Genomic DNA, 16,990 nt, shown 5'->3' on the forward strand with positions numbered 1-16,990 from the left:
GTACAGAGAACGCTATTATGGGAAAACCAGCCGCCAGAGCGCGCATTGATTCCAGTGCACATACTGGCCCAATTCAAAGCGGAAGTTCTAACGTAATTATTGGCGGATTTCCGGCAGCACGAAAAGGCGACCCGCTTTCATGCTCCCAACATGGTCAGGGAAGTATTCTCAGTGGTTCAACAACGGTATTTGTGAACGGTTTGCCTCTCGCCAGGGAAGGTGACAAGACGGGTTGCAATACCTCAGCGACCCCTGCGGTCGCATCCACTCAAGCGGCACCTCCGCAATACTGGGGCGGAACGGCGGCGAAGGATGCGGGTAAAGATGGTGCTATACATGGTGATGTTTACGACGCCCGTGTGCTTGGCGCCTATGCAAGCCTTGAAGATAAATCCGGCTTTGGAAAACCCGATACGGCTTCAGCCGGATTCGCACTTGCCGATATCACGGTCGGGAATACACAAAGCCAGGATAAATATAAAGGCGAGGTACGTACTAAAGTAGGGGTGGCGAATGCCAGCGGCACGTTAGTGACAGATAGGGCCGATTACGGGGCTATCAACCTTAATGCTAACGCTACTGCGATACAATATGGCGCCTCGGGTAGCATTGGAAAAGAAGGGGAGCAATACGGCGGGGTTGGTGGAGACGTGTATCTGGCAACCGCTGAAGCGAAGGCTGTCAGTGAAATGTACGACGGTAATAAAGGACGTTATGGTTTTAATGTGGAACTTGGCGCAGAAGCAGCGGCGGTTAAAGGAGAAGCGACGGCTAAAGCCGATTTTTATGGCGTAGTCGTTGCCGATGGCAAACTTTCAGGGAGTGCAGGGAGCGCTGGCGCTTCTGCTGGCGTGGGAACCTAGATTGATAGTACAGATTATTCGTTTAACCTCAAGTTATCAGGTGAGCTTGCAGTGGCGCTTGGTCTGGGAGGGGATGCCAGTATCAAATTGGCTCTCAAACCGATCCTTGACTGGATTTATGACGATGATGAGAGCAAGCCTTCTCCAGCGGCGGGCAGTGGCGATGGTGTGATTAAGACGGGCTGTGTTACAGTCCTGGTAGGAGATTAAAATGTGTAAATGGGGAACGTTGTAATGCATTGGTTTTTCTTTATTCTCTTTATGATTTGGACGCTAGCGCTAATCTGGAATGGAAAAGATTTATTTAACAAAAAACAATGGCTCCTGGCTGGGTTGATGTTCGTTCTGGTGCTAGTGGCTACAGTCGTCATTGGCTTTACGTTGAAATGGCTTGCTCAGTCAATGTCATTATTTTCCGTCGCAACGGCCAAACATTATTCGATCATCTTATCCATGTCTTTCCTGTGCGTCTGGGGATTAAAGGTCACAGTAGTCCTGCTGTGCACGTTATTTTCCGGGATTATGGGGGGGCACAAAAGATACAACGCAGAAAATTATGAAAAATTATCATCTATGACACGTGCCGTGGCGCCTGGCTTACTTATCTTTGCTAAAAGCTTAATTACCCTCGGAAGCTTCCTTATGTTTTCGGGTTTATGGCTTAAGTAAGCGCGACGAGTGAGGTTGCATTATGGTTACTGAAAAAAAATATCTTTTTCCTCTCGAGATGAAGGATCAGGAAAAAGAGATTCGGGAAAAATTCTGGAAATGTCTCTATACCTCCGGAGAAAAAGAGATGTTCCATTACTGGCTACTGTTACCACAGAATGTTAAGCCAGCAGAGTTAAAACCGGTCACGTTTCAGGAGGTTGGACTGACGAATATTGGACGATACATCGCCGATGACACCGGCCCCTATATTGAAGTCTGGGCTGCGTATGAACACTGCCAGTGGGAGATGAATGCGTCAGACTGGCTTATCAATAAGCTCGACTTAATGGGCGAGAAAGTACTGAGCCAGAGGATAATTACGCATCCTTCAGGAAGTGGGAAATTTGCGGATATCCTGTCCATTAAAAAGATGCCATCGGGTGATGAGGTCGTTTCACGGTATACGGTGCAAAAGGATTATAATCCTGTAAATGGTGGAGGGAATTACTTCCTTTTGAAAACGGCTTGTGGTTCTAAGGATTACAACTCGATCGCCGATACTATTTTCCTGATTGCTATCAACTGGGATTTAATGCATCGCAGCAATATGATGCTTTCAGAACTGTTGAAAACAGTTAGCCTTAGCAACAAAAATGACAGTGGATTTAAAATTCCGGATTCATGGCAGGTGAGTACACTGGATGATAATCGTCTGGTAATTGAACACACGTTAGGTAATGTCAACCATGGAGTGATTAATTTCTGTCTTTTCCGTCAGACTGATTATCCTTCTGCGCAGGCTATTTTCGAAGTAGCAACTGCGCGTTTTAACCGTCACGATAGTGCGGTCTCTCTTGCGACGTCGGACATTGCCAGCATTCCAAATGATATCAATCTCACGTTTACAGGCGATCTTTATAGCTGTACTGGAGAGGTTGTCAGCGCTGCTGAGAATATCAGGGCTTATTACGACATGCGTATCTTCAAAATTAATGATTTATGGTGTTACGTTGAGGTGGTTGGGCCCCATCGTAATCATCGGGATTATTATTACGAAACCAATAAACGATGTATGGAAATTATTCTTTCTACGTTTCGCATAGAAAAACGATGAGCTGACAAAGTTAATTCATGGCCATCTAAATAAAACCATAGAAATGTGGTTTTATTTTTGTTGCACAGAAACATGATCATAAACGCGGGTGAATATAAGCAAAAAACTCGCGATCAGATTCGTTCAAGTGGTTATGTTATCGATACGCTTGAGGCTGCGATGTGGTCCGTATGGAATACGGATAATTTCCGTGATGCCATTCTGCTGGCAGCCAACCTTGCCGATGATGCTGACAGCGTTGCGGCGACGGCGGGACAAATAGCGGGGGCGTTGTATGGTTATTCCGCTATCCCGCAGGACTGGAAAGATAAACTCGTACAACACGAACGTATTGCCACAATGGCGGGTAAACTATTCGATAGAGCACCTGAGGATAATTTTTTATAGTTAGAATTACCAAGGGTAAGCGAGGGCATATGATGACTTGCGATCAGGTATGGAATTTTTAGTTAACTGAATCTACTGCAATGAATGAAATGACAATGTTTGGTTACGTTGATAGAGCATTAACTTTAGCACAGAAAAGATATGCAGACGTCAAGAATCGTGATCCCCAATCCCCGCTTTTGCAAATGTACGACTCTATTGTACAACAATTATTATTTCTACGGGATTTAATCGAAGGCAAGGAAAAGGATAGAGCGAAATTATGGGATATGACGTTCGGTATGTATGCAGGGAAGGAGTTTGATCATTCTGATGAGTTGTTTTTTGAAAGGTTGTCAGATGCCTGGTTTATTGTGGATCAAATCCGCCGAGGGTTAAAGGTTAGGCTGCCGCATGAGGTCGATACCAACTATAATAAAAAGAAACAAAACCTCATGAAGAAATTCCCTGATGAATTTTAGTATTTCATATGAATAATATTTTTTATTATGGGTGAAAGGTGATTGACTTACATGCTGATTTAAATGCCTTGTTAAAATATGTTGATAGATATCGTAAATACTTACCCATTAGCAGACCTTCAGTCCAGCGAAGGATGCAGTATACGTATGATAATAAGCCATTAGAGTCATCCTTAAATAGTGATGTACAAAAACAATGGGATTTACCACCACCATGTAATATCTCACTAGCGCAATCACGGGATCGTGCGGTAGGTACGCTTATTGGTCTTGCTGTTGGAGATGCTGTAGGTACGACGCTCGAATTTTTGCCTCGTGACAGAGCATACGTCAAAGATATGACAGGAGGTGGGCCATTTCAACTTCGTGCAGGCGAATGGACGGATGATACATCCATGGCATTATGTCTTGCGGAAACGCTTCTTGAGAAAGGCGATGCTGATACTATATGTTTCAGGAATAAGCTTCTGGAATGGTATCAGCATGGTTATAACAGTTCAAATGGCGTCTGTTTTGATATAGGTAATACAACGCGATTTGCTTTAGAGCAATATTTAACAATTGGCCCAGGATGGAGCGGCAATACTGCTCCAGAAACTGCGGGTAATGCTTCCATTATCAGACAAGCCCCTGTCTCTATTTTTTTTAGAAAGTCATTAAGCAAAGCATTTTATGAAGCTAAAAAACAATGTATCGCAACACACGGTGCCGCGGAAGCAATCAATAGCACGCAGTATTTAAGTTATTTGCTTGTGCATATGATTAACGGTAGCAATAAAGATTTTGTTTTTTCTCCGCACGTTATGCCGCTTCAGCCACGCGTAATGATTATCAACGCGGGTGAATATAAGCAAAAAACTCGCGATCAGATTCGTTCAAGTGGTTATGTTATCGATACGCTTGAAGCCGCGATGTGGTCCGTATGGAATACGGATAATTTCCGTGATGCCATTCTGCTGGCAGCCAACCTTGCCGATGATGCTGACAGCGTTGCGGCGACGGCGGGACAAATAGCTGGAGCATTATATGGTTATTCCGGTATTCCGCAGGAGTGGAAAAACAATCTTGTACAACATGAACGTATCGCCAAAATGGCTGGTGAATTGTTCGATAGAGCCCCCGAAGACACTTTCTTATAACTGTTTATCTCAATGAAACTACAGGAAAAGTAGTTTTATTTTGTGGCAAGCGAAGTCAATCTTACAGCTACTCATTATCACATCAACGGCGTTTCCGCTTTGCATACTGAGATGAGTTAACTTCTGGCACTGAGATTCGTCCATAGTGGAATAAAGATTATGCTCAACCGAATTACCGTCCAGCTCCCGGTTGAGGGGCTGCTCTTCTGGAAACTCTCCGGCCGCGAGGCGATGTCCGAGTCGTTCGCGCTGACGCTGACCGTGCTCGGCACAGACGCGCGCATCGACCGCAGCAGGCTGCTCGGCCAGCCGGTCACGGTGACCATCCCGACGCAGAATCTGCTGACCTCCCGCTATGTTAACGGCAAGATTACCCGCGTGGCGGTGAGCGCCGTGGAGCTGACGGGCACCCGCTATGCGGTGTACCAGCTGACGGTGGAGCCGGACCTGTGGCCAATGAAGCGCGACCGTAACCTGCGTATCTTCCAGGGCCAGACGGTACCGCAGATTGTCAAAACCCTGCTGGGTGAGCATCAGGTTAACCTCGAAGACAAACTCACCGGCAGCTACCGGGTGTGGGACTACTGCGTGCAGTATCAGGAATCGAGCCTGGACTTCATCAGCCGCCTGATGGAGCTGGAGGGGATTGCGTACTACTTCAGCCACGAGGCGGACAAGCATACCCTGGTACTGACCGACGCCGCCACCCAGCACCAGCCGTTCAGCGGCTATGAGGTCATTCCTTACCATCAGACGCCGTCCGGCGGCAGTACGGACGAAGAGGGTATCAGCCAGTGGGCGCTGGAGGACAGCGTGACGCCGGGGATTTACAGCCTCGATGACTATGACTTCCGCAAGCCGAACGCGTGGCTTTTCCAGGCGCAGCAGAACCCGGCGTCACCGAAACCGGGCAGCATCGACGTGTACGACTGGCCGGGTCGCTTTGTGGAGACAGGGCATGCGGAGTTCTACGCCCGCATTCGTCAGGAGCGCTGGCAGGTGGAGCATCAGCAGATTCAGGCGACGGCCACGGCGGCGGGCATTGCGCCGGGCCACATTTTTACCCTCACCAACGCGCCGTTCTTCAGCGATAACGGCGAGTATCTGGTGACGGCGGCGGGCTACCATTTCGAGGAGAACCGCTACGCGAGCGGTGAGGGGGAGACCATTCACCGCACCGATTTCACCGTTATCCCGGCGTCGGTGTCCTACCGTCCGGCACAGTCCACGGCGTGGCCGCGGACCTACGGCCCGCAGACGGCGAAAGTGGTGGGGCCGCAGGGGGAGAGTATCTGGACGGACAAATACGGTCGCGTGAAGGTGAAGTTCCACTGGGACCGTCTGGCGAAGGGCGATGACACCAGCTCCTGCTGGGTGCGTGTGTCGAGCGCGTGGGCGGGCCAGGGCTACGGCGGGGTGCAAATCCCGCGCGTCGGCGATGAGGTGGTGGTGGACTTTATCAACGGCGACCCGGACCGTCCGATTATCACCGGTCGCGTGTATAACGAGGCAAGCATGCCGCCGTGGGCGCTGCCGGCTGCGGCGACGCAGATGGGCTTTATGAGCCGGACAAAAGACGGTTCCGTGGACAACGCCAACGCCCTGCGCTTTGAGGACAAGGCGGGCGCAGAGCAGGTGTGGATCCAGGCCGAGCGTAATCTGGACACCAGCGTTAAAAATGATGAAACGCACACCGTTGGCGGCGCGCGCAGCCATTACGTGAAGAAAAATGAGCTGCATCGCGTGGAGGCTAATCAGATCCAGGCCGTGAAAGGCGGAACCGAGATCCTTACGGGTAAAGGCAAGCTGGATGCAGCGGTGGAGCAGTACGTCATTGCTTCCGGGACGAAGCTGCGGCTGGTCTCGGGCGAGAGTGCTATTGAGCTTAACGCTAACGGCAAAATTAACCTGATCGGCAAAGAGTTTAACTTCTTTGTGGAAGGGGATGGGTATATCACCACAGGCGGTAAGCTGCATCTGAATACGTCGGGCACCAAGCCGGGCACAACGGCGCCGGGATCGGGGCATAAAGGGGATATTGATGCGGCGGTGCAGGAGAAGTTTTCTCCGAATAAAAGTGCTAAGAATCCGGCTCCCGCAGCTTCAGCGCCAGCAGCAACCAGACCAAAACCAACAACAAAATTTGCATCAGCGCCACCATTAAAAGGGAGTTACGTCTATCAAAATAATTCCTACAACTCTGATGTGATGCCCTTCAGTGAAGATGTAGTTAAGGAAATCAATAAGTCACCAACGCTTCAGACACAATTAAAAGATCTAAAAGATAAAGGGTGGGCTATTCAGCCGGGAGCAGCAGGAGGGGGGAGTTACGCTGATACGAATAACAAATTGATTGTCATGGACCCTGAACACATGGAAGATACAGCCACAACGGTGCAAACTCTGGCACATGAGGCAGGGCATGCAACTTATCCTGTTGCGGTAGATTCTTCGAGTAAGGAAAGCTTCATCAACAGCCAGCTTATGGATGAAGGTGGAGCAACGCTGAATAACATTAAAATACAACGCGAGATCCTTGCAAACGGCGGTATTGATATTGATATAGCGGGAAGTGCCGAAAACCTAAAAGCATATAATTCTGCCTATGATAAAATGGTAAGTGGTGAGTTATCTCGCATTGATGCAGCCAAAGCAATAGGAAAAGTGTATGGTAAAGGCGAAATAGCCTCAGGGACTAATCTAAATTATAATGATTACTATGGAGGATTCTATGGAAAGTAGGATGATTAAAGCTACATTCCTCATTGTTCTTCCACTATTTTCAATATTTACCTATGCAGGGCATAATAAAATGAATCAAGATTCGTTGTGGCAAATGATTAAAGAAATGAAATCAGTGTGGGGTAAACAAGTTGAGGATGTCAGTAAACTGTTTAACCAACCGCTGATTAATAATACACAGGAGAAAGAAGACCGTTATACTTCAGCTCCCTTTACGTTAACTGATGGCACACGGATCAGTAATGTGGATGTTCGTTTATGGGGAAATGGTGATAACAGCGTATCTTTGGTTTCTTTCGTAGTTAATCAACCATGTATTACTCTTGATCAAGTCAAATCTCATTTTCCGGATCTGAAATTGTCTAATATCCCTCGCGGAAACACGCCGGGACAATCAGTTGGATATCGCACCCCTACCGATGAACGCGGGCTGGCATGGGCATTTAGCTTTCCAGTTCTGAATCAGGAATGCCTGGGCAGGGTAGTTATGTCACGCTACGAACAATAAGTTGCGAGGCAATTTTACGGGCTGTGAAAGAAGATAATTATCAAACGGCTAATAATATCGCTGCCCCTAAAGTTTTTGCGGAAAAAAAGAAAGTGCTAACGTTCTAATGATCATATTTCTCTGAGTCGCTAAGCAGTAATTAATATTGGCGGTATAAATTTTAGCGCTTTTAATTTTATTTTTCTAATAAATCATCCCGAGTTCACTTATGAAATACACCCTCCAGGAAGGTTCCTTTACCCTTTTTCCTGCCGCCTGGCAGGACAACAGCATGAACATCATTCGCGATGACGAAAGCGGGCTGTCCGTGGTGGTCAGTCGCGGCGTTATCCCGGACGGCAGCAACTACGAACAAGAGTTTCACCGCCAGTGGGACGTGCTGCGTCCTCAGATGGGTGAGATCGCCCAGAGCGAATTTCAGTACGTAAAAGCCGGGCCTGCCGGCAACATTGATGGGATAGAAGTTGAGACCACCTTTGACCGTAACGGCCAGCGCCTGTGGCAAAAACAGCTGGCCGTGCAGACGCCAGGCAAACCGGTACTGATGATTTTTACCCTCTCGGCCTTAAAAGCCTTTACGGAAGAGGACGAGGCGCGCTGGAGCGCACTGAAGAAAAGTCTGACGCTAAACGACAACCGGAATGTGTAAGGCATGAGCGATAACAACGCGGCCCGTAAGGGCGACGAGATTATTCACTCCAGCATTTTTGCTGATATTACCAGCATTGTGGCGGAAGGTGCCGCCTATGCGGTGATTGGCGCGGCGGTGGGCGCAGCAGCGACCGTCGCGGCCCCACTGCTGGGAGCCGGGGCCGCAGCGGCAGGCGTGGCGGCGATTGGATCCAGCTGTCTGTTGAGCGGCATTATCGGCGGGGTTCTGGCGAACGTCGCCGGGATCACCGACGATATCAGCAACGCCGCTGAAGGGCTGGGTAACGCGCTTTTCCCGCCGTCGCCCGCGGGCAAAATCACCACCGGTTCGAGCAACGTTCTGACAAATAAACTTCCCGCTGCACGCGCAGCCGGGACGTTAACGCCTGCCGATACCCCGTCCCCTGAGCCGCAGTCGCCGGGCAGCTTTGCCGACTACGCGGGCATGCTGCTCTCCGCTGCCGGACAGTTCGGCAGCGAGATGTGGCAGCCCAGCGTCGCCTCTGCCGCCGCGGGGACCTCGCCGCTGGAAGAAGACAAGGTGGCGTGTGATAAACACTCCGGGCCGCAGTATCTGGCGGAAGGCTCGAAAAGCGTCTTCATCAACGGACAGCCTGCGGTGCGCGCAAAAGATCGCACCACCTGCGAGGGCACCGTTTCCGACGACGTCTCCCCTAACGTGATCATCGGCGGTGACACGCTCACGGTCCGCGACATCAAAAGCGGCAAAACGCCGGGTCTGGCGCTGGGGATGATTGCGCTCTCCCTGCTGCGCGGGCGTCCGGGCAAGATCCTGAAAAACATGCCCTGCGCGCTGGCTGCTGCCGGTGGCGGGATGCTGGCTGATATGGCCGTCAACGCCGTGTTCGGCTCCTCGCACCCGGTTCACGCTGCTACCGGCGTGAAGGTGCTGAATGACGACGACGAACTCGATTTCTCGCTGCCGGGGCGCTTTCCGCTGCGCTGGCAGCGCAGCTACAACAGCCTGACCACCCGCGAAGGGCTTTTCGGTCTGGGCTGGGCTACCACCTTTGACAGCTATCTGACGCTGGAAGAAAACAATGCCACCTGGTTCGATGAAACCGGGCGCGAGCTGAGCTTTGAACTGCCGCCGGTCGACCGCGCGTTTTACAGCATCAGCGAAGGCATCATTATCCGCCGCAATGAGAGCGGCGACGTGGCGATAGCCGACGATGACGGCGCGGTGTGGCGTCTGTATAAACCGACCCGCGCTAACCCCTCCATCCTGCGCCTGGCCTCCCTCAGCGACGAGTACGGCAATGCGCTGCTGACGGCGTGGGACGAGCACGGCAGGCTGGTTGGTATCCATGATGAGCCGCGGGCCATCGACGTCACCCTGCGCTATGACGATGAACGTTTCCCGCAGCGTGTTACCGCAGCCAGCCATCTCGACGGCAACAAAACCTGGCCGCTGATGCAGTGGGGGTACGATGCGCGCGGCCAGCTGGCGAGCGCGACGGATGCCTCCGGCGTGGTGACGCGTGAATACCGTTACAACGACCACGGCCTGATGGCCTGGCACCGCTTGCCGGGGGGGCTGGAGAGCGAATACCGCTGGCAAAAATTCGACCACTGGCGCGTGGTGGAAAACCGCACCAGCACCGGCGACGGCTGTCGCTTTACCTATGATCTAGCCGCCGGGCTGACGACCGTCGAACACTACGACGGTCAGACGCGAAAGCATTACTGGAACGCGCAAAACCTCATTGTTCGCTACGTTGACGAGAGCGGTGAGAACTGGCGCTACGAGTGGGATGACAACGAACTCCTAACGCGTCGCATCGATCCGCTGGGTAATGCCGTTACCTTCGTCTATGACGACATGGGCAACCGGGTGCAGGAGATCGACGCCGACGGCAACACCCGCACCACCACCTGGCTGGAGCACCGCGCGCTTCCCGCGGCCATTATCGAAGCTGACGGCAGCGCCACCCGGTTCTGGTACGACGAACATCACGGGCTGAAGCGCGTGGTGGACCCGATGGGGCAGACCACGCTGCTGCGTCGGGACGAGTTTGGTCAGGTTGTGGAAGAAGTCGATGCCGCCGGGAACAGCCGCTACCAGGAGTACAACGAGGCCGGGCAGATGGTGCGTGCGACGGACTGTTCGGGCCGTGTGACACAATACCGTTATCATCCGCTGGGCTGGCTGGTGGCTGAGACAGCCGCCGACGGTGAAGAGACTCGCTACCGCTACGACGCCGCAGGGCGTCCGGTGCAGCTCGACCGACCAGAAGGCTGGACCGAGTCGCTCAAATGGAACGAACGTGGCCTGCCGGTGAAGCATGCGGGCGCCGATGGGAAAGAGAGCGAGTTCAGATACGACGAGGCAGGGCGCTTAACCGCCACCCGTAATACGCAGGGTGAAGAGGTGCGCCGCCGCTGGGACAGCCGCGGGCGTCTGATTGCCCTGGAAAACGAGAACGGCGAAGCGTATCAGTTCCGCTGGGGGCCAGACTCGCTGCTGCTGGAAGAGGTGGGGCTTGATGGCGTGGCCTCGCAGTATCGCTATGACGCCTGCGGGCGCACGATTGCGCGCACCTTTGCCGCCGGTCATCCGGAGGCCATCACCCATGCCTTTGCCTGGAGCGCGAGCGGCCAGCTGGTCGCCCGCACCACGCCGGAAGGGCAGACCCGCTACCATTACACGCCGTCCGGCCTTCTGAGCCGGATTGGGCTTCATCCTGCGCTTTCAGCCGACGTGTGGACCACCGAGGCAGAGCAGGAGCTTGTGTTTGAGTATGACGCGCTCGGGCGCGTCACGCGCGAAGCGGGCGAGCATGGTGATCTGGCGTGGGGATATGATGCGCTGGGCAACCGCACCTCCGTCACGCTGCCCGATGGCCGCGAGCTGAAACAGTTCTACTACGGCAGCGGGCATCTGCTCAGCATTGCCCTCGATAAGCTGTCGGTCTCCGACTTTACCCGCGACGAGCTTCACCGCGAGACCAGCCGCACGCAGGGGCTGCTGACCACCCGCAGCGAATACGACCGCCTCGGCCGACTGCACCGCCGGGACGTTTTTACCGGCAATGCCCAGCGCCCGTCGCCGCGCCGCTGGTCCCGCCGCTGGGATTACGACTACCGTCATAACCTGGTGCGCGAAGAGCGGGACGATAACCCGTTCAGCTGGTACCGCTGGCAGTACGACAGCGCAGGCCGGCTGATGGTTCAGGACGGCACGCTGCCCGGACAGGAGCAGTGGCGCTGGGATGCAGCCGGTAACCCGCTCGAAGGATCTGCTGAGAAGGTTACGCACAACCGGCTGACGCAGCTGAACGGCATTCGCTGGCGCTATGACGTCCACGGCCGCACCGTGGAGAAAGATAACGGACAGACCCGCTGGCACTACCGCTACGACGGTGAGCACCGCCTGACGGAGGTGATCAGCCAGCCGCGGGACCGCAACAGGCCGCAGACGCAGGTCAGCTTCCGCTACGATCCGCTCGGGCGACGCATCAGCAAAACGCGCCGCCAGATGCTGGGCGGCCAGCCAACCGGCAAGCCGGTCACCACGCGGTTTGTCTGGGAAGGGTTCCGGCTGTTGCAGGAGGTGCACGGGGACGTGCCGCTGACCTACGTCTACAGCGATCAGAACAGCTACGACCCGCTGGCGCGCATTGACGGCGTTGATGCTCCGGAGATTTTCTGGTTCCACTGCCAGCCCAACGGCACGCCGGAGCGGATGACGGATAGCGAAGGACAGGTGCGCTGGGAAGGGGTAAACAGCGCCTGGGGCAAGCTGCTGCGGGAAAGCGAGACGCAGGTATCAGGATATTCCCAGAACCTGCGCATGCAGGGGCAATACCTGGACCGCGAGACAGGGCTGCACTACAATCTGTTCCGGTATTACGACCCGGACTGCGGAAGGTTTACGCAGCAGGACCCGATAGGGCTGGCGGGGGGGATAAACCTTTACCAGTATGCGCCGAATGCGCTGGGGTGGGCAGATCCGTGGGGGTTGACTCCTGACGATCTCATTCGTTACCGGCCACATGATTCTCTTTCTGCTCAAGGTGGAGCTAGAAGCTCTGCTATTTCTAGGGCATGGGTGCAAGAAAAAGCCTTATTGCAGGATGGTGGGGCTGGCACAAGAAATTGGACAGCGCAAGAGAGGGATTTAATTTTGAAGACTCCCAACAAGAGCCTAACCTCTGTGATGTCCCGGGCAGGTTATACCGGGCATCATATCAATTCGGTAGAAGGCAATGGTACACTTGGTTCCAAATGGCAAGGTGATCCGAGGAACATTGTATTCTTGAAAAATCATAACCATCCCGACAAGTTCAATGAGCATGTCCATGGTGATCAAGGACATAGAGGGAATACTAAGAACTCGACGCGTGGGCGCTTAATCGATAGAGAAAGAACACTAAAATCTAGACAACGATGTAAGCAATTATAGGTGGAAAGATGAACATAAAAAATGCAGTCCAAGATCTTGTGAACAAATTTAAAATGAATGAATTGAATATGGGAGAGATAGACTATACAGACGATGAAAATGAGACTTCTTTTCCCGTGAATTTAAATGGGGAGGTTGATTTTTTTTATCGTCATTTGATTTTAAATGACAGTCCAACATTTGATGGTACTTTTTATTTACAGATTATTGAACCTCAAGATCTCAACGAAATATTATCCGGTTGGCGAGTTCAAAATGATACGGCTTGGCGCGATGAATATATAATCTTTGCTGAAAGAAATGGTGACGTTCTTTTTTGTGACACCCAAAATCTAACATCTCCTGTTTATGGTAGCATTCAAAAACGAAACTTTATAATTTCTGGTTCCTTAGCTGACTTTTTGAATGCTTTTTGTTCTGCTATTGAGATGGAACAAAATAATTATGATGGTGATGCTACAGATGATGAATTTAATTTAAGAGAAGATTTTCTGGAAGATATCGATGTGATGCTTAAAACTAAACTAAAAGATGTTGAGGTTGAAGGGTTTAAGAAATTCTTTTTTGGTTAGTTTTTAAGTTTTTTAATAATAAAGATTTACTGTCTTAGATACCTCCTTGCTTCTAAAAGCATTTATTTCTTATTCCCCTTTTTATAGGTGAGGAGGTTTATTTGCTATTGCTAATGAATAAACACATGAATAATATTTACATCTCTTGTAGAAAAAGGAAACGAATTTCATGATAAAAAAATAAGCCGAGGCTTTAGAGCAATAACAAAATGTCCGGCAGGCTCTTCCTGAGCCGCAGATCGAATGGAAAATTGCCAACTGCAACTCTGCGTACATGTACAGTGCTTGCTTTGCTCTCAAGGAGAACGATGAGGCGAAAAAATGGGGGGAGAGGATACTTAGTACACGTGGATCGGATATAGAGACAGCGCCGTTAATCGACCTCGGCATGGTTTTTTATGAGTTGAATCAATTTGATGAAGCGTACAAATATTTTAATGATTCTTATAACTACGTCAAAGAACGAACGTTTCAAGACAGAGCTGAAAAATACCTTGAGTTCTATTTTCCTAAGGGTGCGCAAGTTCGTTTTTTTCATAAAAAACAAATCAAACTTTAAACAAGAAGTTCATCCCATCGCCATTTTTAACGATTTGATTTTATGCTTTCTGCACGCAACTTACCTTTTTCTTTACGTCATGCTCATTCTTTTAAGTGTAAAGTCTTTAGATATTAGACTCTGAGCATTTAAAAGTCTTTTACCAGCTGTACGCAATAATGAAATTATGACAACTGCGATCGTCTGCTGGTAATCCACCTCGAACGACTTGCTGGAAAGGACACGCACAACCCCCTGACGCATGCTTAATCCGTTAAATCAAGGGGGATTGGCTCCTAAGCACGTTGATCCAACAACGCCAGGTAGATCGTATGTATTACCATCAGTATGGGCAGAATGGCTTGAAGAAGTAGCGATTCCAGGCTCCGGTAATGTAAAATAGGTTACTATATGAATATTAATAAAGATGATGATCTCCTTGTGATAGTAAAGAAAGAAGGAATATATTATTGGTTCGTGGCGTTCAAAGAAATGTGGGTTTTAGATAGAATTAAATGGATAGAGGATTTTGTGAAAAGTGGGGTGGAAATAAATCTACAGGATGTCCATAAGGAAAGATATAACATACCCGTAGTAAATGAAGAAAACGCGCAGATTTTTATTGATGGGTTAATTAAAGATGGCTATTCATTCGATAAGGATGACATAGCTGATGAGTTTTTTAGTAGGCTTTCGCAAAAAACAACTTGGTGGGATATATATGATCTTATGCCGGATTCGCTTATAGATTTTGATAATAAAAGACTATATTCGGAGTATGTTGAAAGTATGCATTATCAAAAATATGTTCCTGATGGTTGGCAAGGTGAGCTTGTTGATTTCTGCGGTAATGGAACGTTACCTCAAGATGAAATGTTCTGGATAAAGAATGGAACAAATCATAGAAACGTTATCATTGCTAAAGGGTAAAAAAATTTTCAGCATACCATTTTAGATTATGCAATGGTCTTACAACACGCGAGTTAATTTTTGTGTTAACCGATAAAAAGCCATTATTAACCGTTGTAACCCTATTTGATGCTTAGGGCAAAAGCTTCTTTGCCTGCACTGCCACGAGGCACATTTTTCTATTACTTAAAAATCATCTGAACGAAGAAGGGGTTGTTGTCTTTAGCTATGTGGAAAACCAAAATGGCTGGTATGATTGGTTTTATTTAAATGGCATGAAGCGTAACGCGTTGTCTCGATCAGGCCCTGCTTATTATGATAAAATGCGATTCAAAACTTTTAACGATTCCCGCTCGCAAAAAAAGGATTTAGAAGATATATTATTGTCGACCGGCAGACCTCTCCTAAGAAACGGTGGTGTCAGCCTCGCTAAGTATTAGAGTCTGGCCTTACTTGTTGAGTGATTAATCGAGGTGCCTTTTCAGACGTTAAAGCTTGCGACTACACAAATCATTTCTTTGGAGGTGAGCAAGAAGTCAGATCTCTAAGATATTTTTTTGACTCCCTAATAAAAAATGTACGTGAAAGCGTGGATTTTTCCCGTTCATAAAAATTAAACGTAAACAAGAAGTTCATCACATCGCCATCTTCAACAATGTAGTCTTTTCCTTATGCACGCATCTTGCCTCCTTCTTTCGCGCCTGGCCCTTCCTGACCCAGCTCTTCCATAAACTCTTCACGGTCGGCATCGTCCAGTTCAGTATTATCGGATTCAACCGTGGCGCAAACTACTAACACTAACGAACCCGCAGCGAATATGACCGTCTTGGCCGCCTGCATCGCCGGGATATAGTTACCGGTAATTTTCAGTGCTCTTGGTTGCACCGCTGGGATACTACCGGTAACCCGCTCGAAGGATCTGCTGAGAAGGTTACGCACAACCGTCTGACGCAGCTGAACGGCATTCGCTGGCGCTATGACATCCACGGCCGCACCGTGGAGAAGGATAACGGCCAGACCCGCTGGCACTACCGCTACGACGGCGAGCACCGCCTGACGGAGGTCATCAGCCAGCCGCGGGACCGCAACAGGCCGCAGACGCAGGTCAGCTTCCGCTATGACCCGCTCGGGCGACGCATCAGCAAAACGCGCCGCCAGATGCTGGGCGGTCAGCCAACCGGCAAGCCGGTCACCACCCGGTTTGTCTGGGAAGGGTTCCGGCTGTTGCAGGAGGTGCACGGGGATGTGCCGCTGACCTACGTCTACAGCGATCAGGACAGCTACGATCCGCTGGCACGTATTGACGGCGTTGATGCCCCGGAGATCTTCTGGTTCCACTGCCAGCCCAACGGCACGCCGGAGCGGATGACGGATAGCGAAGGACAGGTGCGCTGGGAAGGGGTAAACAGCGCCTGGGGCAAGCTGCTACGGGAAAGCGAGACGCAGATATCAGGATATTCCCAGAACCTGCGCATGCAGGGGCAATACCTGGATCGTGAGACAGGGCTGCACTACAATCTGTTCCGGTATTACGACCCGGACTGCGGGCAGTTTACGCAGCAGGACCCGATAGGCCTGGCGGGGGGGATAAACCTTTACCAGTATGCGCCGAACGCGCTGGGGTGGGTGGATCCGTGGGGGTTAAAATGTGGTTTTTCTCAAAAAGATCGTATAACACAAAGATGGGTGGATAGATTAACAGGGAAAAAACCCGCTGATGTTCATAATATTTTGACATCCAAAGGTTGGACGAGAACATATCCACAAGCCAATAAACCAGGAGCTATCCAACATATTCAATATGTCAAAACAACAAAATCAGGTACTACGTACAAATTAGATTATCATCCCGGAGGGACTCCAACTCAACCTAATATTCATGGTAATGATTACTGGAAAGTTTATCGCGAAGTTGATGGTGCTGATGTAGTATATGGGAGAATTGGTCATGGAGAGTTTAAAAATTATGATTTAATAACCGATTCACCTGTTTATGTTGACGGAGTTTTACTTAATGGGGGGGTATAAA

General features: G+C 50.3%; 11 protein-coding genes and 3 pseudogenes. 13 read left to right on the plus strand and 1 reads right to left on the minus strand.

Annotated elements, in window-relative coordinates; genetic code table 11:
* Positions 1-17: 17 nt before the first annotated feature.
* The 12 genes and pseudogenes from CU081_RS14410 (at position 18) to CU081_RS14475 (ending at position 14,982) form a co-directional block, all read left to right on the plus strand.
* Positions 18-863, plus strand: coding sequence for a PAAR domain-containing protein (locus CU081_RS14410; RefSeq protein WP_232623487.1), 846 nt, complete (start codon positions 18-20; stop codon positions 861-863).
* Positions 864-1,097: 234 nt separating this feature from the next.
* Positions 1,098-1,532 carry a hypothetical protein gene (locus tag CU081_RS14415; RefSeq protein ID WP_022651399.1) on the plus strand — a complete coding sequence of 145 codons (435 nt, stop codon included), beginning with the start codon at positions 1,098-1,100 and terminating at the stop codon, positions 1,530-1,532.
* A gap of 22 nt (positions 1,533-1,554) precedes the next feature.
* On the plus strand, positions 1,555-2,628 hold the full coding sequence (locus CU081_RS14420) for a hypothetical protein (protein ID WP_022651398.1): 1,074 nt from the start codon (positions 1,555-1,557) through the stop codon (positions 2,626-2,628).
* Positions 2,629-2,691: 63 nt separating this feature from the next.
* Positions 2,692-3,015 (plus strand): annotated as a pseudogene (locus CU081_RS14425) (ADP-ribosylglycohydrolase family protein); the annotation flags it as partial.
* Positions 3,016-3,095: 80 nt separating this feature from the next.
* A complete protein-coding gene (locus CU081_RS14430; RefSeq protein ID WP_022651396.1) occupies positions 3,096-3,476 on the plus strand; it encodes an immunity protein Tsi6 family protein in 381 nt (126 codons plus the stop codon).
* Positions 3,477-3,514: 38 nt separating this feature from the next.
* Positions 3,515-4,615, plus strand: coding sequence for an ADP-ribosylarginine hydrolase Tri1 (gene tri1 / locus CU081_RS14435; RefSeq protein WP_039268922.1), 1,101 nt, complete (start codon positions 3,515-3,517; stop codon positions 4,613-4,615).
* A 159-nt stretch (positions 4,616-4,774) separates the two neighbouring features.
* Complete coding sequence (locus CU081_RS14440; RefSeq protein WP_022651394.1) at positions 4,775-7,357, plus strand: type VI secretion system Vgr family protein; 2,583 nt, start codon at positions 4,775-4,777, stop codon at positions 7,355-7,357.
* Between the two features lies 1 nt (position 7,358).
* Positions 7,359-7,865, plus strand: a complete 507-nt coding sequence (locus CU081_RS14445) for a hypothetical protein (RefSeq protein WP_223831766.1) — start codon at positions 7,359-7,361, stop codon at positions 7,863-7,865.
* 208 nt (positions 7,866-8,073) lie between these two features.
* Positions 8,074-8,514, plus strand: coding sequence for a DcrB-related protein (locus CU081_RS14450; protein ID WP_003860000.1), 441 nt, complete (start codon positions 8,074-8,076; stop codon positions 8,512-8,514).
* A 3-nt stretch (positions 8,515-8,517) separates the two neighbouring features.
* The gene (locus CU081_RS14455; RefSeq protein WP_022651392.1) at positions 8,518-12,942 is read left to right on the plus strand and encodes an RHS repeat-associated core domain-containing protein; all 4,425 of its coding nucleotides are present in this window, start codon (positions 8,518-8,520) and stop codon (positions 12,940-12,942) included.
* Positions 12,943-12,950: 8 nt separating this feature from the next.
* Positions 12,951-13,514 (plus strand): hypothetical protein, encoded by a 564-nt coding sequence (locus CU081_RS14460; RefSeq protein WP_017384278.1) that lies wholly within the window; start codon positions 12,951-12,953, stop codon positions 13,512-13,514.
* A gap of 949 nt (positions 13,515-14,463) precedes the next feature.
* Complete coding sequence (locus CU081_RS14475; protein WP_022651390.1) at positions 14,464-14,982, plus strand: hypothetical protein; 519 nt, start codon at positions 14,464-14,466, stop codon at positions 14,980-14,982.
* A 648-nt stretch (positions 14,983-15,630) separates the two neighbouring features.
* On the opposite strand, the pseudogene CU081_RS26560 reads toward CU081_RS14475, so the two are convergent.
* A pseudogene (locus tag CU081_RS26560) lies at positions 15,631-15,807 on the minus strand (hypothetical protein); the annotation flags it as partial.
* Between CU081_RS26560 and CU081_RS14485 the strand changes: the two are divergent.
* A pseudogene (locus CU081_RS14485) lies at positions 15,766-16,989 on the plus strand (RHS repeat domain-containing protein); the annotation flags it as partial. The pseudogenes CU081_RS26560 and CU081_RS14485 sit on opposite strands and share 42 nt — an antisense overlap.
* Position 16,990: the final 1 nt, after the last annotated feature.

It is taken from the genome of Enterobacter sp. CRENT-193 (assembly GCF_002787395.1).
GTDB classification, from domain to species: domain Bacteria; phylum Pseudomonadota; class Gammaproteobacteria; order Enterobacterales; family Enterobacteriaceae; genus Enterobacter; species Enterobacter hormaechei_C.